The organism is Citricoccus sp. CH26A (assembly GCF_000224415.1).
Taxonomy (GTDB): domain Bacteria; phylum Actinomycetota; class Actinomycetes; order Actinomycetales; family Micrococcaceae; genus Citricoccus.
The window spans coordinates 162,873-181,229 of the sequence record NZ_AFXQ01000002.1 but is presented as its reverse complement, the minus strand read 5'-3'; the positions used below and the strand labels follow the sequence as shown (position 1 = coordinate 181,229).

At 73.5% G+C, this 18,357-nt stretch carries 15 protein-coding genes and 1 tRNA gene; 14 read left to right on the top strand and 2 right to left on the bottom strand.

Annotated features, from left to right (window positions below; translation table 11 throughout):
- Positions 1-6 precede the first annotated feature (6 nt).
- Positions 7-630, top strand: a complete 624-nt coding sequence (gene pth / locus CITRI_RS0102080; RefSeq protein ID WP_010142906.1) for an aminoacyl-tRNA hydrolase — start codon at positions 7-9, stop codon at positions 628-630.
- Between the two features lie 49 nt (positions 631-679).
- Here the strand turns inward: pth and CITRI_RS0102075 are convergent, their stop codons facing one another.
- Positions 680-1,294 carry a hypothetical protein gene (locus CITRI_RS0102075; RefSeq protein ID WP_010142905.1) on the bottom strand — a complete coding sequence of 205 codons (615 nt, stop codon included), beginning with the start codon at positions 1,292-1,294 and terminating at the stop codon, positions 680-682.
- A gap of 88 nt (positions 1,295-1,382) precedes the next feature.
- Here CITRI_RS0102075 and CITRI_RS20545 point away from each other — a divergent pair, with 88 nt between their 5' ends.
- From CITRI_RS20545 to CITRI_RS15905, 13 genes are all read left to right on the top strand, one after another.
- Positions 1,383-1,646 carry a hypothetical protein gene (locus CITRI_RS20545; protein WP_369732031.1) on the top strand — a complete coding sequence of 88 codons (264 nt, stop codon included), beginning with the start codon at positions 1,383-1,385 and terminating at the stop codon, positions 1,644-1,646.
- The gene (locus tag CITRI_RS0102070; RefSeq protein ID WP_369732029.1) at positions 1,615-2,400 is read left to right on the top strand and encodes a TatD family hydrolase; all 786 of its coding nucleotides are present in this window, start codon (positions 1,615-1,617) and stop codon (positions 2,398-2,400) included. Before CITRI_RS20545 ends, CITRI_RS0102070 begins: the two co-directional genes overlap by 32 nt.
- Positions 2,401-2,573: 173 nt before the next feature.
- Positions 2,574-3,608 (top strand): resuscitation-promoting factor, encoded by a 1,035-nt coding sequence (locus CITRI_RS20460; RefSeq protein WP_157998892.1) that lies wholly within the window; start codon positions 2,574-2,576, stop codon positions 3,606-3,608.
- A gap of 88 nt (positions 3,609-3,696) precedes the next feature.
- Positions 3,697-4,605, top strand: coding sequence for a 16S rRNA (adenine(1518)-N(6)/adenine(1519)-N(6))-dimethyltransferase RsmA (rsmA, locus tag CITRI_RS0102060; RefSeq protein WP_040385339.1), 909 nt, complete (start codon positions 3,697-3,699; stop codon positions 4,603-4,605).
- Complete coding sequence (locus CITRI_RS0102055; RefSeq protein WP_010142901.1) at positions 4,602-5,576, top strand: 4-(cytidine 5'-diphospho)-2-C-methyl-D-erythritol kinase; 975 nt, start codon at positions 4,602-4,604, stop codon at positions 5,574-5,576. The genes rsmA and CITRI_RS0102055 overlap by 4 nt, the downstream gene beginning before the upstream one ends.
- Before the next feature lie 72 nt (positions 5,577-5,648).
- Complete coding sequence (locus CITRI_RS0102050) at positions 5,649-7,532, top strand: ABC-F family ATP-binding cassette domain-containing protein (RefSeq protein WP_010142900.1); 1,884 nt, start codon at positions 5,649-5,651, stop codon at positions 7,530-7,532.
- Between the two features lie 104 nt (positions 7,533-7,636).
- A tRNA-Gln gene (locus tag CITRI_RS0102045) sits at positions 7,637-7,711 on the top strand.
- A 393-nt stretch (positions 7,712-8,104) separates the two neighbouring features.
- Positions 8,105-10,711 carry a LuxR C-terminal-related transcriptional regulator gene (locus CITRI_RS0102040; protein ID WP_141565899.1) on the top strand — a complete coding sequence of 869 codons (2,607 nt, stop codon included), beginning with the start codon at positions 8,105-8,107 and terminating at the stop codon, positions 10,709-10,711.
- Positions 10,708-13,365, top strand: coding sequence for a LuxR family transcriptional regulator (locus CITRI_RS20455; protein WP_010142897.1), 2,658 nt, complete (start codon positions 10,708-10,710; stop codon positions 13,363-13,365). The genes CITRI_RS0102040 and CITRI_RS20455 overlap by 4 nt, the downstream gene beginning before the upstream one ends.
- A gap of 343 nt (positions 13,366-13,708) precedes the next feature.
- The gene (locus CITRI_RS0102030; RefSeq protein ID WP_141565898.1) at positions 13,709-14,209 is read left to right on the top strand and encodes a nucleoside-diphosphate sugar epimerase/dehydratase; all 501 of its coding nucleotides are present in this window, start codon (positions 13,709-13,711) and stop codon (positions 14,207-14,209) included.
- A complete protein-coding gene (locus CITRI_RS0102025) occupies positions 14,209-15,360 on the top strand; it encodes a Gfo/Idh/MocA family protein (protein ID WP_010142895.1) in 1,152 nt (383 codons plus the stop codon). Before CITRI_RS0102030 ends, CITRI_RS0102025 begins: the two co-directional genes overlap by 1 nt.
- Entirely contained in the window at positions 15,360-16,544 is a 1,185-nt protein-coding gene (locus tag CITRI_RS0102020) for a DegT/DnrJ/EryC1/StrS aminotransferase family protein (RefSeq protein ID WP_050813549.1), read from the top strand. Before CITRI_RS0102025 ends, CITRI_RS0102020 begins: the two co-directional genes overlap by 1 nt.
- On the top strand, positions 16,541-17,710 hold the full coding sequence (locus CITRI_RS15905) for a glycosyltransferase (protein WP_010142893.1): 1,170 nt from the start codon (positions 16,541-16,543) through the stop codon (positions 17,708-17,710). Before CITRI_RS0102020 ends, CITRI_RS15905 begins: the two co-directional genes overlap by 4 nt.
- A 53-nt stretch (positions 17,711-17,763) precedes the next feature.
- Here CITRI_RS15905 and CITRI_RS0102010 read toward each other — a convergent pair whose 3' ends face one another.
- On the bottom strand, positions 17,764-18,306 hold the full coding sequence (locus CITRI_RS0102010; protein WP_010142892.1) for a VanZ family protein: 543 nt from the start codon (positions 18,304-18,306) through the stop codon (positions 17,764-17,766).
- Positions 18,307-18,357: the final 51 nt, after the last annotated feature.

The window sequence follows — 18,357 nt, the reverse complement described above, 5'->3', positions numbered from 1 at the left end:
GACCCGATGACCGTGCAGGGCACCTCGTCGCCGGCGGCCACGTCGTCGGCGACGTGGCTCGTGGTCGGGCTCGGCAACCCCGGGCCCGACTACGCCCGCACCCGGCACAACGTCGGCCAGATGGTCGTGGACGAGCTGGCCGGGCGCTACGGCACCGGCCTGACCGCGCACAAGGCCGGCGCCGCCGTCGGGACCGCACACGTGCGTCCGGGCGGCCCCAAGCTCATCCTGGCCAAGCCGGCCAGCTACATGAACGTGTCAGGGCGCCCGGTGGGCGCCCTGGCGCGGTTCTACTCGATCCGGCCCGAGCACCTGGTCGTGGTGCACGACGAGCTGGACATCCCCTTCGACACCCTGCGCCTGAAGACCGGTGGCGGCGAGGGCGGGCACAACGGCCTGAAGTCCATCTCCCAGGTGCTCGGCACCCGGGACTACCCCCGGGTGCGGGTCGGGATCGGCCGGCCTCCCGGGCGCCAGCCGGCCGCGGACTACGTGCTGCGTCCGTTCTCCGCGGCCGAGCGCGAGTTGCTGCCGCTGCACGTGGACCGGGCGGCCGACGCCGTGGTGGAACTGGTGGAGTCCGGCCTGGAGAAGGCCCAGCAGCGATTCCACCCCGCGCCCGGGCGCTGAGCCGCCCGACACCGGCCCGCCCCTCGCTCCCGCCGGACCGCCCGGACCCTCAGCCGCGGCGGGCCAGGCCGACCAGCAGGTCGGCGATGTGCTCGACGGCCGGTTCCAGCGCAGACGCCATCTCCGTGTAGGCGGTGTCCGCCTGGCCGTAGGGGTCGGGCAGGTCGATCGTCGCCAGGGATCCCCGGACCCTGGGGCGATGGCGCGAGACGTGCCGGGCCAGCGAGCGGACGTCCTCGGCCAGGGTGGTCGATCCCACCGCCGGGGCGGGCCACGCCGGGATCGTCCCCGTGGCCATCGCCCGGGCCGCGGCCCCGAACTCGAGCATGGTGAAGGACCGGTTCAGCGCCGCCGGCGTCTCCCGCAGGATGACGGCCGAGTGGTCTGAGGTGGCGGCCAGGAGCAGGTCGGCCCCCGCCACGGTCCGCCCGGTCAGTTGCGTGGGGGCGTGGTCGGTGAGGGTCTGCAGGGAGCCGGCCCGCGGCAGGGCGTGGACCTGCGGCGGCACCGTGAGCCGTGGGTTGACCTGGGTGCCCGCCGAGACGACCCGGTACCGGCCCGGGGCGTCATCCTCCAGCCGGCGGGCCAGCAGGTGGTGGCCGTAGGCGGAACGGCAGATGTTGCCCGTGCACACGAACAGGACGGTGGCCTGCGGTTCAGTCATCCGGCCATCGTATCGAGGGCGGCCTCGCCCGTCCGACGGTGCCGACTCCCGCGGTCATGCGGCCCGGCCGGCGACCTAGCATGAAGGCATGTCCACTCCTGACGACGTCCGCACGATCCCGTCCACCGATCCCGCCGGCACCGATGACCGCGTCGACCGCCCGGACACCGCGGTCCCGGCGGCCTACCGTCCGGCTCCGGACGAGGAGCCCGGGGCGCCCGCCGTGCCCGGGGGACGCCGGCGCCAGCCCACCGAGGAGAAGTCGCGGCGCAAGCGGCGCCTGGAGTACCCCCCGCCCCGAACCGCTCACGGTGCCCGTGGTGGACAACCACACCCACCTGGACTTCCGTGACGGTCTCGTGACCGTGGACGTGCATCAGGCCATGGACGCGGCCGCGGCCGTCGGGGTGAGCGGTGCCATCCAGGTCGGCTGTGACGTGGAGTCGGCCCGGTTCACCCTGGCGGCCATCGAGGCGGAGCCCCGACTGCTCGGGGCCGTGGCGATCCACCCGAACGACGCCGCCCGGCTGGCCGAGCGCGGGCACCTCGAGGCCGCCCTGGAGCAGATCGAGCAGATGGCCGCCCACCCGCGGGTGCGGGCGGTGGGGGAGACGGGGCTGGACTACTACCGCACCGGGCCCGAGGGGGTCGGCCCCCAGCAGGAGGCGTTCCGGTGGCACCTGGACCTGGCCCACCGCCTCGGCAAGGCCGTGCAGATCCATGACCGCGACGCCCACGACGACGTGGTGCGGATCCTGCTGGACACCCCGGACCTGCCGGAGAAGGTGGTGTTCCACTGCTTCTCCGGCGACGCCGCCCTGGCCCGGACCTGCAACGAGCACGGCTGGTACATGTCCTTCGCCGGCCCGGTGACCTTCGCCGCGAACGACGACCTCCGGGCCGCCCTGGCCGAGGCCCGGGAGGACCTGGTCCTCGTGGAGACGGACGCGCCCTTCCTGACCCCGCACCCCCATCGCGGCCGGCCCAACGCGCCCTACTTGGTGCCCCTGACGGTCCGAAGGATGGCCGAGGTGCGGGGCATGGAGGTCGACGCCCTCAGCGCGGCGATCGCCGAGAACACCCGGAGGGTCTACGGCGAGTTCTGAGGCCTGCACCGAGAGGCGGGAAAGCCGGGCTGACCACGCCGGTTCGTGACCAATTTGATATATTTGTTATCCAGCCGTTATCGTAGATCACCAATTGGCCGGATCGGGCCGTCGGACGCCTGCCATGGGCCCGATCTGAGCCCGTGCCCGGATGCGACGACGACTGGATATCCATGGCACGAGTGATGAAGGGCCGTCTGGCCAAGCTGATCGCCCAGGTGGCAACCCTCGCCCTGGTGATCGTGGGCCTGGTGGCCCTGGTGTCCACCCAGCGCGGCGCCGAGGCCAGCGCCTCCGCCGACGACGCGGCCCCGGCCTCCGCCAGTGGTGCCGACGACGCCGGTTCCGGGTCCCTGGGATCCACCGTCCTGAACCTGGAGCGCGCCTCGCAGGTCGACGTGGTCCTGCCCAAGGCCGTCACCGTGAAGTCCGGCACGTTCGAGCGGGCCTTCGCCACGGACGCGGTGACCGTCGAGCAGGCCCTGCGCCAGGGCAAGGTCGCCTTCGACGGCAACGACCGCCTCTCTCCCGCCGGGGACACCCCCGTGACCTCCGGGATGACCGTCACCGTGCAGCGCGTGGACACCGCCACGACGACCACCACGAAGGCCCTGCCGTTCGAGACCGTCAGGGTCCAGGACGAGGACCTGGCCCGCGGCAAGACCGAGGTCGTGGCCGAGGGCCGGACCGGCAAGCAGGTCACCACCTGGACCGTCACCACCGTGGACGGCAAGGTCACCGGCCGCAAGGCCACCGCGACCGAGACCGTGCGCGAGCCGGCGGACCGTCGCATCGCCGTCGGCACCAAGGCCCCGGCTCCGAAGCCGGCCCCGAAGGCGGCGGCGCAGCCGGCCCGCCCCGAGGCGGCCGAACCCGCCCCGGCCAGCTCCTCCGCCGCCCGCCCGTCCGCTCCGCGCGCCACCACCCCCGCCCCCCGGCCCGCGCAGGCCTCCGCCCCCGCCTCGGGTGCCTGGCAGGCCCTGGCCGAGTGCGAGTCCGGTGGCAACTGGTCCATCAACACCGGCAACGGCTACTACGGCGGCCTGCAGTTCTCGGCCTCCTCCTGGGCCGGGGCCGGCGGCACCCGCTACGCACCGCTGCCGCACCAGGCCACGCCCGCCGAGCAGATCGCCACCGCCGAGGTGCTGCGCGCCAACGGGGGCTGGGGACACTGGCCCGCCTGCTCCTCCAAGCTCGGCCTGCGCTGATCCACGGCTCCCCGGCGCGAGCCACCGAACACCCGTTGTCCCCATGGGCCCGCTCCGGCGGGCCCTTGGGCATTGCCGCCCCCGTAGGATGGAACGCGTGACCGCCCCTGACGCCCCCCTGCTCTCCGCCACCGACATCCGCCGGCTGGCCACGGAGCTGGACCTGCGTCCCACGAAGACGCTCGGGCAGAACTTCGTCATCGACCCGAACACCATCCGGCGGATCACGGCCGCCTCCGGGACCACGGCCGAGGAGCACGTCCTCGAGGTCGGCCCCGGACTGGGCTCCCTCACGCTGGGCCTGCTCGACGCCGCCGCCGCGGTCACCGCAGTGGAGATCGACCCGGTCCCGGCCGGGCGCCTGGCCCAGACCGCGTCCGAATTCCGGCCCGACGCCGGCGACCGCCTGGGAGTGCTGCTCGCCGACGCGATGCACGTCTCCGCCGCGGCCATCGACTCCGTGCGTCCCGCGCGGGCGCCCGGTCCACCCACCGCGCTCGTGGCCAACCTGCCCTACAACGTGGCCGTCCCGGTACTGCTGCACCTGCTGGCGGAGGTTCCCTCCCTGCGGCACGGACTGGTCATGGTCCAGGAGGAGGTGGCCGACCGCCTCGCCGCGGATCCCGGTTCCAAGGTCTACGGGGTGCCCTCGGCCAAGGCGGCCTGGTACGCCGAGGTGCGCAAGGCCGGGACCATCGGCAAGAACGTCTTCTGGCCCGCGCCCAAGATCCAGTCCGGGCTCGTGGCCTTCACCCGGCGCAACCCGCCGGAGACCACGGCCACGCGGCAGCAGGTCTTCGCCGTGGTGGACGCCGCCTTCGCCCAGCGACGCAAGACGCTGCGCGCCGCGCTGGCCGGCTGGGCGGGCTCGCCCGTCGCCGCCGAGACGGCACTGCGCGCCGCCGGAGTGGACCCCCGGGCCCGCGGCGAGGTGCTGGGCATCGAGGCCTTCGCCCGGATCGCCGCCGCCCGGCCGGAGCGGGGTGCCGGCGCATGAGCCCGACGGCCTCCCACCCCGAGTCCGGTCGGTTGTTCAGCCACGTCACCGCGCAGGCACCCGGAAAGGTGAACCTGTCCCTGGCCGTCGGCAGCCCGCGACCGGACGGCTACCACCCCGTCGCCAGTGTCTACCTGGCCGTGTCCATGGCCGAGGAGGTCACGGCCACGCCCCGCGCGGACGGGGACGTCACCGTCTCGCTCGCCGACAACTCCAGCGTCTTCGTGGACCCGGACCTCATCCCGCAGGACTCCTCCAACCTGGCCGCCCGGGCCGCCCTGCTGCTGCGCGAGCACCTCGGACTGGACCCGGCCACCCACGGGGTGCACCTGGAGATCACCAAGCAGGTGCCCGTGGCCGGCGGCATGGGCGGCGGCTCGGCGGACGCCGCGGCGGCGTTGATGGCCTGCGCCGCGCTGTGGGACGCGGGACTGTCCCGGCAGGACCTGGCCTCGATCGGCGCGGCGCTGGGTGCGGACGTGCCGTTCGCCGTGATGGGCGGGGCCGCCGTCGGGCTCGGCGTCGGTGACGAGCTCACCCCGCTGCTGGCCCGGCACCCCGTCCACCTCGTGCTGGTGCCCGCGGCCACCGGCCTGTCCACCCCGCAGGTCTACGCCCTGCTGGACCGGCTGCGCGCGGAGGGCACCCTGCCCACCCCGGACACCGACCCGGAGGTGGACCGGAACCTCGTCCAGGCCCTCACCGCGGGCAACGCCGAGGAACTGGCCCTGCTGCTGCGCAACGACCTGCAGGTCCCGGCGGCCACCATGGTGCCGGAGCTGTCCGAGATGCTGGACGTCGGACTGGAGGAGGGCGCGCTGTCCGGCCAGGTCTCCGGTTCCGGCCCCACCGTGATGTTCCTGACGCGCAGCGCGGAGGAGTCCTTCCAGCTGGCCGCGCGCCTGGAGGACCGCACCGGCGTGGCGGCGATCGCCGTGCACGGCCCGGTGCACGGAGCCCGCGTGCTCTAGCGCCCGGCACCCACCGCGGGACCTGCGCCCCCGCCCCACCCACACCCCCGAACCCAAGGACCACACCGCTTCATGGCACACCTGCTCGGCGCCGAGAACATCGGCATCTCCTTCGGCACCCGCACCGTCCTGGACGCCGTCTCCCTGGGCGTGGACGAGGGCGACCGCATCGGCCTGGTCGGCCGCAACGGCGACGGCAAGTCCACGCTGATGCGCATCCTGGCCGGCCAGCAGGAGCCCGACGCCGGCCGGGTCACCCGCCGGGGTGGCGTCACCCTGGGCGTGCTGGACCAGCGTGACGACCTCGACGATGCCGACACGGTCAAACACGCCGTGGTCGGGGACGTCCCGGACCACGTGTGGGCCTCGGACCCGAAGATCCGCGACGTCATGCAAGGCCTGCTCGGCGGTCTGGACTGGGAGCGCACCGTCGGGACCCTGTCCGGCGGACAGCGGCGCCGCACCGCACTGGCGCGGTTGCTGGCCGGGGACGACGACCTGATCTTCCTCGACGAGCCCACGAACCACCTCGACGTCGAGGGCGTCGCCTGGCTCGCCGGGCACCTCAAGACCCGCTGGCGGGCCACCGACGGCGGTCTGCTCGTGGTCACGCACGACCGCTGGTTCCTCGACGAGGTGTGCACCCGCACGTGGGAGGTGCACGACGCCACGGTGGAGCCCTTCGACGGCGGTTACGCGGCCTGGATGCTGGCCCGGGCCGAGCGGGACCGTGCCGCGGCCGTGATGGAGTCCAAGCGGCAGCAACTGGTGAAGAAGGAACTGGCGTGGCTGCGTCGCGGCGCCCCGGCCCGGACCTCCAAGCCCAAGTTCCGCATCGAGGCGGCGAACGCGGTGATCGCCGACGTGCCGGAACCGCGGGACGCCGTCTCGCTGGCCAAGATGGCCACCGCCCGGCTGGGCAAGGACGTCCTGGACCTGGAGTCGGTCACCTACACGATCCCCGGCCCCGACGGCGGCGCGCCCGTCACCCTGTTCGACGACGTCACGCTGCGGCTGGCCCCCGGCGAGCGGGTGGGGATCGTGGGCGTCAACGGTGCCGGCAAGTCGACCCTGATGCGCCTGCTCGACGGACAGGTGCAGCCGGACTCCGGGAGGGTCAGGCGCGGCAAGACCGTGCAGACCGCCATCCTCACCCAGGACGTCCGGGAGCTCGACGAGGTCTCCCACCTCCGGGTGGCCGAGGTCATGGCCCGGGAGGGCAACTCGTTCCAGGTCGGTGGCAGGGATCTGTCCACCGGGCAGCTGCTGGAGCAGCTGGGCTTCGGCACCTCGCGGCAGTGGACGCCCGTGGCCGAGCTCTCCGGTGGCGAGCGGCGCCGTCTGCAGTTGCTGCGCCTCATGGTGGGGGAGCCGAACGTGCTGATGCTGGACGAGCCGACCAACGACCTCGACACGGACACCCTGGCGGCGGTGGAGGACATGCTCGACGGCTGGCCGGGCACCCTCGTGGTGGTCAGTCACGACCGGTATCTGCTCGAGCGCGTCACCGACCACCAGCTCGCCCTGCTCGGGGACGGCAAGGTGCGCGACCTGCCCGGGGGAGTGGACCAGTACCTGGCCCTGCGCCGGGAGCAGGAGTCCCCGGGTGCGGGGCGGGCCGGGGGGTTCACGGGCGCCGGCGGTGGGGCCGGGGCCCCGGCTGCCGGCGGCGGGGCGGGTTCGAGTGCCCCTGCCGGGCCCGGGGCGGCGGCCGCGCCGTCCGGTCCGAGCGAGGCCGAGAAGCGGGCGGCCCGCAAGGAGGCCGGCCGGCTGGAGCGGCAGCTGGCGCGACTGGCCGAGGAGGAGTCCGAACTGCACGCCCGGATGGCGCGGTTGTCCGAGGCCGGGGACTTCGCGGCGCTCGCCGGGGCCAACGCCGACCTGCAGGAGCTGACCGAGCGCAAGGAACAGGCCGAGCTGGCCTGGCTCGAGGCCGGCGAGGTCGCCGAGGGGTAGGCGAGGACCCGGCCCTGGCCTGCGGCGACCGGCCTGGCCGCTGCGTCCCCTCCTTGCCCCGCGTGGTGACTGTGGCAGAATGGACTGCCGGCCCCGCTGGCCGATCCGCCCTGGTGTAACGGCAGCACGCCGGCCTTTGGAGCCGTGCAGTATAGGTTCGAATCCTATGGGCGGAACCATGATCGATGCCGTGTCGCCCTGTCAGGGGCGTATGCACACAATGATCACTCCGTCAAGGGTTAATTTTGGGGGTTGATTTCGCTTCCTAAGCGTCCGCCCATGTCGTCAGGGCTTCCCCCGCCCCGAGCTGCTCCCTAGGATCTGTGACGAAAGCCACCTGTCAAGGTCGTGACGCATCCCCGCGATCATGTCCGGAATCCCCCTTCCGGAGGCAGTCCAGAACAGAGGGCGCTCCAGTATGTACACGTCTCATCGGTCCCATTCACCCCAACGCTCGCTCCAGACTCCCCGGCCCCGTCTCCCCATGACGGGCCGGACCCTGTCCGTCGAGCCCGTCCCCCGTTGCCGCGTGCCGTCGCACCGGCCCCGCCGGCCGCACCGCCGGCCCCTCCGTGAACGCGTCATCGCCGGCCCAGCCGCCGGTGTCCCAGCGGTCGCGCCTGGCGCAGCAGCCCGGGGTCGCCTGGCTGGGCTCCGGCACCGACGGCCGGTGGATGGAGTCTCCCCAGGAGGCCAGCACGGCGCTGGGCCGGATCCTTGCCGGCGACGCCCGGCGCGGTGCCGTGCTGATCGGTGAGGCCGGTGACCGGCGCGAGACCATCGAGACGGCCCTCGCCGCCCTCCCGCCCGAGCGGTCCGTCTACCGCCTGCATGGCAGCGCGTTCGCGGCCGCCACCCCGTACGGGGCCCTGGCCATCCTCCTCTCCGGGCTGGACCGGACGCCCCCCTCGTCGCTTCACGGCATGCTGCGCACCCTCTCGGGCTTCCTGCGCCCGGACGGGGCGGCCCCGGCCGTCGTCATCGTGTCCCAGCCGGACCAGATCGATGCCGGCACCATCACGGTGCTGTCCCAGCTGGCCCAGGTCGACAGCATCTGCCTGGTGGTCCACTGCGAGCGGCTGACCGACGTCCCCGTGGACCTGGTGTCGCTGCTGCGCGCGGGCCTCGTGGCCGGGATCACGGTGCGGCCGTTGACGCCCACGGCCGGTGAGAGGCTGATCGAGGACGTGCTCGACGGTCCGGTGTCCCGGTTCGCGGCGACCGTGCTGTGGCGCCACAGCGGCGGTTCGGTCAGCCGCCTGCGTCAGCTCGCGAGTGACTGCGTGGCCAGCGGCAAGCTGCAGCGTGCCGAGGAGGGCTGGATCATGGTGCCCGGGGCCCTGCCGAGGATGGACCCCACCGGTCTGCTGGCCACCTCGCTGCGGCACCTGCCCGTCCGCCAGCGCTCCCTGCTCGAGATGCTGGCCGTCTGCGGGCCCATGCCCGTCAGCGACCTCATCCACATCGGCTTCGCGCACGAGCTGGACACCTTGCAGGACGGGGGCGCGCTGGAGATCCGCAGCGACCAGTCCGGCCGGATCGCCCGGCTGGACTCCGTGCAGTCGGCGGAGACCCTGGCGGCGATCGAGCCGGACCGCCGCCGCGAGCTGGCCGGCATGCTGCAGGCCCTCGATCCCGGGTACCACAGCGTGCTGCGGGCCGCTGACGAACTGATCATGCTCGGTGACGTCCAGGGTGCGGTGTCCCTGTTCGTGGAATCCGGGTGGCATGCGGCGTCGAACCCCGGTCCGGCAGGGGAGTCCGCCTGGACACACCTGGCCTGGGCCGAGTGCTGTGCCCGGATCGCCATGGGGGACCTGGACGGGGCCGAGGCCGTGCTGACGCGGGCGCCGGTCGCGGATTCCGCGTCCCTGAGCGTGCTGGCGGCCAGCGTGGCCGTGGCGCGCGGCGACCTCCGCGAGGCACACGCCCGGTTGGACCAGGTCCCTGCCGAGCACCTGCCCGAGCTGCTGGCTCCGCGCGGTTCGGACGTCACCGGGGAGTCCGTGCGCTGCCGCGCCCAGGCCCTGCGGGCCGAGGCCCTGGCCCTGGGTGATGACCAGGACGGCGCACTGCGCCTGCTGGACCGGCTCGACGCAGAGCTCACCCGCTTCCACTCCGCCGGGATCATCGACGACGTGCTGAGTCCCGCGGACCGTTCCGTCCTGGCGCAGTCGATGCTGAACGTCCTGCTCGCCTGCGGACAGCTGGACCGGTGCCGGGACCTCGCCGAGACGGTCATCGACGGCCATCACGGGAACCCGCAGTCCGCACAGTACGCAGAACTGGTCCTGACCACGGTCGACGCCATGACCGGAGACCGTGAGCCGGCGTACCGCCGGGCCGCGGGCCTGGTGGCCCAGCTGGAGGCCATGGGCAATCCGCACGAGCTCCAGGCGGCCCGGGCCCTGCTGGTCTTCTGCAGTGACGGTGGCGACGATGGCACGGACAACCGGGCCCCGGAGGTCTTCCAGGCGCTGGTGGACAGTCAGGCCGGGCAGCTGGCGGGTCAGCCCCTCGGCCGGCTCGGCTGGGTGACCGAGTTGTTCCTGGCCCAGGCCACCGCGCGGATCCACTCGCCCGAGGCAAGCCTCGCCCGTATCTCGGCCCTGGCCGACCGGGCTGCCGAGGCCGGCCTGTTCGCCGTCGAGTTCTCGGCCCTGGCGATCGCCTTCCAGTCCGGGGACCTCCTGCTCGCCCCGCGGCTGGCCCAGGCCGCAGCACGCACCCAGACCGCGGCCTCGGCACCCAACCAGCTCCTGGCCCGGTCCGTCCTGGAAGACGACGAGAACCTGCTCGTGCGGGCCCTCGAGGCCCTCGCAGAAGCCGGGTGCGCCTCATACGTCGACCAGGCGGACTCGCCGTTGCTGAAGGGTCTCTCACCCCAGGTGCTGCGCCGGATCGCCGACGCCGCCCCGTCACGGCGGGCGAAGAACGGGCCGGCCGATGACGCCGGCACCGACCCCGAGTGGATGGGCCAGCTGACCCGCCGCGAACGGGAGATCGCCCGGCTCGTCGTCGACGGCAAGACGAACGCGGTGATCGCCCGCATCACCGGCATCTCCATCCGCACCGTCGAGGGACACCTCTACCAGATCTACGCCAAGCTGCAGGTCCGGGGCCGGGCGGACCTGACCCGGCTCGCCGCCGCCCAGGCGCAGCTGCAGGTGGGCCGATGAGCGAGCAGACCACGGGGCTGCGCCCCCAGCACGCGGGGATCCCCACCGATTCCCCTCACCTCACGACGCTCGTCGAGGACTTGCTCGGAGCCGACCGGGCCGGTGCGGTGATCCTGGGCGGCCCCGGCACGGGGAAGTCCTCGCTCGTCCAGGCCGCCCTGGAGATCGCCGGCCTGGCGGACGACGTGCACACCGTCCAGTGCACACCGTCGCTGCGCGAGATACCGTACGGAGCCCTCGTCCCCCTGCTGACCGCACTGGACGAGCTCAACACGCCCGTCGGGGTGTTGCGGGCGCTCCAGCAGCTGGGCACCAACCCGGTGATCGTCGTGGTGGACGTCCAGTACCTGGACGCCGCCAGCGCCTTCGTCCTGGCCCAGCTGGTCCAGAACCGGGCAGCCACCCTGCTGGCCAGCGGGACCGGTCTGCTCGGCCGGGAATCCGGGATCGCGGCGCTGTCCGACACCGGCATGCTCCGCACCGTCCACCTTGGACCCGGTGATCCGGACCAGGTGCGGCGCCAGTGTGAGCAGACGCTCGGTGGCGCCCTGACCCAGGGGGCGGCGCGCACCATCCACGGGATGACCGGGGGCAACCCCCGGCTGGTCCAGGCCTTCCTGGAATCGGCCCTGCACCAGGGGGTGCTGGTCCAGGCCAAGGGCGGTTCGGTCCTGCCGGGCCGCGCCGTCCCCTGGGTCCTGCTCCGTCCGGCCCCGGATCCGGATGCCTGGCTCGTCGACACGGTGGAATCCATGCAGGCCTCGCTCCTGCCCGGAGAGCGGGAGTGCCTGGACCTGCTCGCCCTGGCCGGGGTGGCCTCCCGGGCCCACCTGCGTGCGGTGAGCGGCGACCACGTCCAGGACCTGTTCGAGAACGGTTTCCTCCGGGACGCCGGTGCCGATTCCGTGACCCTGTCCGCCGTCCTGCACGCCGAGGTCCTGCGCTCGTGCATCCCCCCGGGACGCAGCGTGGACCTGTTCACCCGCTGGCAGGCCGTGGGCGGTTCCATCCACGAGCGTCCCACCGCGCGCACCGTGCTGTGGGCCCTGGAGTGCGGGCATCCCGTGGACCTGGGGGACATCATCGCCGCCGGCTACCGGGCGCTGGGGACCAAGGACTGGCCGACTGCGCGGGCCCTGGCCCCGTTCCTGGCCGGGCGAGAGGACCCGCGTGCGGACCTGCTGGTGGCCGAACTCATGCTGGTGGGTGGTCGGACGGGCACGGCCCGGGCCGAACTGGAGGAATTGGCGGCCCGGTCCGATGACCCGGACTACCGGATCGAGGTCTACGGGCTGCTGGCCCTCGACCTCGTCCGCAACGGCCAGGCGCCCCACGGCTGGGCGGCCCTGCCGCAGGCGCTGGCCGGGGTGCGGGCGCGCATGACCACCGAGCCCGCGCTTCCTGAGTCCCTGCGGACCATGGTCAACCTGCTGGTGGACCCGGGCATGGACGACCGGCGCGACGAGCTCCTGGAGCAGTCCCGCCGGTTGATCGAGGACCCCGGCACCGACCCCGGCACCCGGGCCATCCTGCTCCTGCTGCAGTCGGACCTGCTGGGCCTGGCCGGACAGGCCGCGGAGGCCATCGAGGTGGCCCGCTCGGCCCATGAGCTGGCCGTCAGCACGCCACAGTTCTCGGCCAGGTTCGGCATCTACGCCCTGGTCAACCTGGTCCTGAACCTGACGACGGCCGGCGAGCTCGACGAGGCCCGCAGGGTCCTGGACACCCAGGACCGGCTGGGTCCCCGTCAATGGCACCAGCGGGGTGGCACCGTGCTCGCGCTGCGGGCGATGGTGGACCTGGTCCACGGCGGCACCGCGGCGTCGGTCTCCATGCTGCACGACGCCGTGGTCGACCTGCGCCAGTACGACCCGGCGCAGCTGCTGCCGTGGGCTGAGGCCACGCTCACCCCCCACCGGGTGGCGCTGTCCCCGACCCCGGTCGACATCGGTGCCGACGTGCGGGCGCGCCGACCGCAGCGCGGTTCCCGGGGCCGCTGGCTGCTCGCCCTGGCCCTGTTCAGCATCGCCGAGGACCGCGTGAAGGCCATGACGGACGACCACCGGCCCCTGTGGCGTCAGATCCTCGAGGATCCCCGGCTCGACACCGACCCCGTGGTGCGTCGCGAGATCCTGTTCACCCTGTTGGTCCTGCGTCCCCCGCAGGCCGAGGACGACGGCGTGATGTCACGACTGCACGGCATCTGCTCCGGCCTGGACGGTCGCCGGTCCCGGGCGCTCACGCGGGTCCTCGACCCGGCCCTGGACCATGACCCGCGCGGACTGGCCTCGGTGGCCGAGCACACGGCGTCCACCGGGGACATCCTCCCGGCAGCGATCGCCTGGTCCCGGCTGGTCCTGCTGCATCACGGGGCCGGGGACCTGCGACGGCGCGGTGAGGCCCTGCGGAGGCTGAAGCGGCTCCAGGTGTCCACGGGCCTGCAGTTCCCGCCCTTCGTGACCGGCGCCCTGGCCCTCGGCGAGCTGACCGCACGAGAGCAGGAGATCGTGGACCTGGCGGCCGCCGGGATGAGCAACGCCGAGGTGGCCGAGAAGCTCTTCGTCTCCCAGCGGACCGTCGAGGGACACCTCTACCGGGTGTTCACCAAGCTCGGCATCACGGATCGCTCCGAACTGCGCGACCTGCCGGTCTGATTCCTGCGCCGGCGCACCACCACCCCCCGGGCCAGCCGCCCGCGGGTGACATCGGGCCAGGCCCATGCACCCGCGGGCGGCTCACCCGTCCCGGCGAGTGACCGTAGCGAGAGCCCGGGATCCGAGCACGTGCTCTGCGGGGTGATTTAGAGTACGGGCCCACGGATGCGGGAGGCGGGGGCCGATCCTAGGCTCGAGGGGAAGCGAGAGGCCGTCACCCCCGGCGGCCTCCCCGGGCCGGTCGTGCTTCACGCTCATGGGCACACCGGCCCCTCACCCCTGTGGGAGTCCAAATGCCTTTTCCAGCCGATGCCCTACACGGGCCCCGGGTTGAGACATGACCATGGTGCAGACATCCGGCACCGCCCTGTCGAGCGGCCAGCGCACGCAGTACGCCGTCCCGGCCACCCCGTGCCGGGGCAGCCTCCTGGACCGCGCGCTCGTGACGGTCCTGACCGCGCTCCTCCGGATCACCACCCCCGCCGAGCCGGCCCGGCGGCTGCCCGCCGGGCGGCCCTGGCGGGCCCTGGCGCGCCGGAGCCGGCTGGAGGGCCGTGCCCTCTCCGTCGTGGTCGTCGGCGCCCCGGCCGACGTGCGCCAGGTCCTGCACCGGGCCGGGCGGCGGCCCGCCGCCTACACGATCGTGGGCGTGGTGCTGGACGGCGAGGTCGCCTCGGGGGACGCCACCCAGGACTGGGGTGAGGCCCACCGCGCCCTGTGCTACGTGGGAATCGACGAGGTCGATACCGCCGTCAAGGACCTCGGCGCCGACGCCGTCGTCGTGGCCGGGCCGTTGACGCGGGACGACCAGGGCCTCCACGGACCCGGGCCGGGGGTGTACTGATGGGCCTCCCCACCGAGAACACCCTCCGTCCCACCCTGCGCGTGGCCGTGGTCGGTGCCGACAGCGGCACCCCGGGCCTGGCGGGGGCCTTCGCCCAGAGCGCGGACTGGGAGGTCGTCGCCGTCTGTGACGCGGACCGGTCCCGGGCCGAGGGCCTGGCCCGGGAGGCCGGGCACCCTGCCGTGACCACCTCCGTGACCGAACTGCTCGCCGGACACGACGTCGACGCGGTCGTGATCGCGACACCGGCCCCTACGCACCACGGGATCACCCTGCAGGCGCTCGCCGCCGGCAAGCACGTGCTGCTGGAGAAACCCCTGGCGGACACGACCGGGGCCGCCGTCGAGATGGTGGCCGCCGCCGAGTCCCGCGGCAGCGTGCTGATGGTGAACCACGCGTACTGCTACACCCCGGCCGTGCTCAAGATCCGTGAGCTCATCGCCGGCGCTGAGCTGGGCGAGATCCGCTACGTGGACTCCGTCAGGATCAACCACGACTTCGTCCGGTCGGACGCGGACGTGTTCTGGGACCAGGCGGCGCACGACCTGTCCGTCCTGGACTTCGTCCTCCCCGGAGGCCTGGAACCGCAGGTCGTCTCGGCCCAGGGCGCGGACCCGTTGCGCTCGGGCAAGGCCTGCGTGGGTTACCTGAACCTGCCGTTGTCCAATGGCGCCCTCGCCCACGTCCACGTCAACTGGCTGTCCCCGACGAAGGTCCAGCAGATGGTGATCGGAGGCAGCCGGAAGACGCTGATCTGGGACGACCTGAACCCCCAGCAGCGGTTGAGCATCCACGACCGGGATGTCGTCCCGGACCGCCGCCACATGGGCCTGGCCGATGCGGGGACCGGCCCGGGCGTGGCGATCCCGTCCCGGCGGCAGGACCCCTGGTCGCCTCCCCTGAGCGAGTCCACGCCGCTCGCGCTGATGGTCTCGAACTTCGCGGACGCGATCCGCGGTCACCGTCCGGCCCTGACCGACGGCCGGTCGGCCCTGCGCGTGCTGTCCGTGCTGGAGTCGACCTCGACCAGCCTCGCGCGGGGCGGGGCCACGACCGCGATCCCCGACCCCTGGGCCCCGGCCCACGGGGCGTCCGGTGCTGGCGAGACGGCACCGGACACGAGCGAGCGGACCGGACGGGGTGGGACCTGATGAGCAGGATCAGCCTGATGCGTCCCTGGCTCGGGCCGGAGGAGGCGGAGGCGGTCCGCCAGGTCCTCGAGTCGGGCCGGGTCGCCCAGGGCCCAAGCACCGCCGAGTTCGAACGCGCCTTCGCCCAGGCCCAGGGCGTCTCCCACGCAGTCGCCACCTCCTCGGGCACCTCGGCCCTGCACCTGGCGCTCATCGTGGCGGGGATCCAGCCCGGCGATGACGTCATCGTCCCGTCCCTGTCCTTCCTGGCCGTCGCCAACGCGGTGACCTATGCGGGAGCGAGGCCGGTGTTCGCGGACGTCGACCTGATCACCGGCAACGCCACGGCGGAGACGCTGGACGCGGTCATCACGCCCCGGACCACGGCGGTGATCGGAGTCGACCAGGGCGGGATGCCACTGGACCTGGACCCCATCCGCGACCTGTGCGACCGCCACTCGCTGGCCCTGATCGAGGACGCCGACGGCGCGGTCGGCTGTACCTACCGGGATCGTCCGGTCGGGACGGGCGCCGACATCACCGCCTGGTCCTTCCACCAAGACGCGGTGCTCACCACCGGTGAGGGAGGCATGCTCACCACGGACAACCCGGAGTGGGCGGCCCGCGCCCGGCGGCTGCGCGAGCACTCCCTGGACGTCAGCGCGGCCGAGCGCCATGAGTCCGTGCCCTCGGCGCTGGAGCGCTACCCGGAGATCGGCTTCGACTACCGCATGACGGACCTGCAGGCCGCCGTGGGGCTGGTCCAACTGGGCAAGGTGCCGGAGATGGTCCGGCGCCGCAGGGCACTGGCCCATGAGTACCAGGACGTGCTGGCCACGGTGCCCGGGGTGCGGTACGCGGCGGACCCCGACTACGGGCGGGGCAACTTCCAGTCGTTCTGGATCGAGGTCCTGCCCGGATTCCCCCTGGACCGGGACGAACTGCTCGCCTGGCTGGTGGCGGACGGGATCTCGGCCCGGCGGGGCGTCATGGCCTCCCACCGGCAGGACGCCTACGCGGGACACTCCGGGCGGGTGCGGCCGTTGCCCGTGACCGAGCGGTTGACGGACCACACCCTGGTCCTCCCGGTCTTCCACACGATGACGGCCGAGGAACACCGCCGGGTGACCGCGAGCCTGCAGTCCGCCTCCCAGGCGCCGCGGAACCGCCGCGGCGAGGGCACCCCGGGGGTGCCACCCCGATGAGGATCATCGTCTGCCTGCACGACATGGAGGTGGGCGGCAGCCAGCTCAACGCCCTGGACCTGGCCGCCGCCATCCGGGACCGCGGCCATCACGTCATGCTCTACGCCTCGCCCGGCCCGCTGATGGACCGGGTCCATGCCCTGGGCCTGGACCTGACCCTGGCGGGCTCCTCGGCACGTCTCTCGGTGGGCTGGGCGGCCGGCCTGCTCCGGCTGGCCCGCTCGTGGCGGGCCGACGTCGTGCACACCTACGACTGGGGTCCCTCCATCGGGGCCTCCTTCGGAGCCCACGGTCTCATCGGGATCCCCCAGGTGATGACGGTGCCGTGCGCAGACGTCCCGCGGTTCCTGCCCCGGCACCTGGACCTGATCGTGGGCTCGCGGAAGCTGTGGGCGGACACCGGGGACCACCCCCGGCGGCACCTGATGGCGCCGCCGGTGGACACGATCGCCTGCGTGCCCACCGACCCCTGGCCCGCCCGCAGGTCCCTGGGTCTCTCGCCGGAGGACCTGGTGATCTCCCTGGTCGGGCAGATGACCACCGACCTCGACCAGGCCGCGGGCGTCATCGCGGCCATCGCCCACGTCGACCGCCTGGCGGAACGCGAGCCCGCCGTCCTGCTGATCGGCGGCGGCGGGCCCGAGCTCGTGCGCATCCGCGCGGCCGCCCGCCGGGTCAACACCCGCCACGGGCGCCGCGTGGTCCTCGCCACCGGCAGTCTCCCGGACCCGTCCCCGGCCTATGCGGCCGCGGACGTGGTGCTGGGCATGGGCGGTTCGGTCCTGCGGGGCATGGCCTACGCCAAGCCGGCGATCGTGCTGGGTGCGGACGGATTCTGCGAGCCGGTCACCCGGCGGACGATGACGTCGTTCGACTGGCAGGGCTTCTACGGCGTCGGTGACGGCGGGGAGTATGGACTGCTGCCCCACCTGCTGGAACTGGCTGCGGACGCCGCCGAGCGCCGCCGCAGGGGGGAGTGGTCACGCGCGATGGTCGAGGAGCACCACAGTCTGCGCCGCGCGGCCCTGCTCCTGGAGAACATCTACGGCAATGCGCTGGGCCGTCGGCACGGACTCGCCGAGCGCGCCGGTTCACTGGCCCGGTCGGCCGCCGAACTGGGGTCGTTCCTGACCCACCGGGTGCTGGCAGGGCGGCCCGCGGTATGAACCGCCGGGCGCGGTGTCCCCGCCGCGCGGCCCGGGGACACGACGGCGGCCGCTCAGGAGGGAATGCCCGTCCGGCCCCGCTGGCGGGCCGCCTGGACGCCGCGGTAGAGGACCAGGCCGGCCAGGGCGCCCGCGGAGTTGCAGACCAGGTCCCGTACGGTCCCGCTGGTCTCGGCGAGCAGGTAGAGCTGGGTCAGCTCGACCCCGGCGGACCACGCCGTGGCCAGCAGGAGGACCCCCCAGTCCGGCACGCCGGTGCGCGGTGCGGTCCCGGTGCCCTCGCCTCGGCTCCCGCACCGCCCCCACAGGCAGGTCAGCAGGAAGCCGATGGGCACGAAGACCACCACGTTCGCCACGGCCCCGACCCGGTCGAAGGGCAACCCGGCTAGGATCCCCGTCTCGGCGGACCACGCCACGAGGGAGTCGGTGAACTCGGGCAGGCCCGGGGAGGTCAGGCGGACCGAGAGCACCAGGGCGCACACCCCAAGCAGGTAGGTCAGCAGGAGCCAACCGGCCCACTGCCGGCAGCGTGCCCGGCCGAACGGTGCTGCCGTGGATTCTCCCACGCGTGCTGACTCGGCGTTCATCGTCGGCATCTGTGCCCCCCCAGGCGTCCTCCGCGACGCGTTGCCGGTCAACGGTCGCAC

Coding starts and splice junctions, on each gene's coding strand:
- pth (WP_010142906.1), top strand. CDS start 7: ATGACCGTGCAGGGCACCTCGTCGCCGGCGGCCACGTCGTCGGCGACG.
- CITRI_RS0102075 (WP_010142905.1), bottom strand. CDS start 1,294: ATGACTGAACCGCAGGCCACCGTCCTGTTCGTGTGCACGGGCAACATC.
- CITRI_RS20545 (WP_369732031.1), top strand. CDS start 1,383: ATGTCCACTCCTGACGACGTCCGCACGATCCCGTCCACCGATCCCGCC.
- CITRI_RS20460 (WP_157998892.1), top strand. CDS start 2,574: ATGGCACGAGTGATGAAGGGCCGTCTGGCCAAGCTGATCGCCCAGGTG.
- rsmA (WP_040385339.1), top strand. CDS start 3,697: ATGGAACGCGTGACCGCCCCTGACGCCCCCCTGCTCTCCGCCACCGAC.
- CITRI_RS0102055 (WP_010142901.1), top strand. CDS start 4,602: ATGAGCCCGACGGCCTCCCACCCCGAGTCCGGTCGGTTGTTCAGCCAC.
- CITRI_RS0102050 (WP_010142900.1), top strand. CDS start 5,649: ATGGCACACCTGCTCGGCGCCGAGAACATCGGCATCTCCTTCGGCACC.
- CITRI_RS20455 (WP_010142897.1), top strand. CDS start 10,708: ATGAGCGAGCAGACCACGGGGCTGCGCCCCCAGCACGCGGGGATCCCC.
- CITRI_RS0102030 (WP_141565898.1), top strand. CDS start 13,709: ATGGTGCAGACATCCGGCACCGCCCTGTCGAGCGGCCAGCGCACGCAG.
- CITRI_RS0102025 (WP_010142895.1), top strand. CDS start 14,209: ATGGGCCTCCCCACCGAGAACACCCTCCGTCCCACCCTGCGCGTGGCC.
- CITRI_RS0102020 (WP_050813549.1), top strand. CDS start 15,360: ATGAGCAGGATCAGCCTGATGCGTCCCTGGCTCGGGCCGGAGGAGGCG.
- CITRI_RS15905 (WP_010142893.1), top strand. CDS start 16,541: ATGAGGATCATCGTCTGCCTGCACGACATGGAGGTGGGCGGCAGCCAG.
- CITRI_RS0102010 (WP_010142892.1), bottom strand. CDS start 18,306: ATGCCGACGATGAACGCCGAGTCAGCACGCGTGGGAGAATCCACGGCA.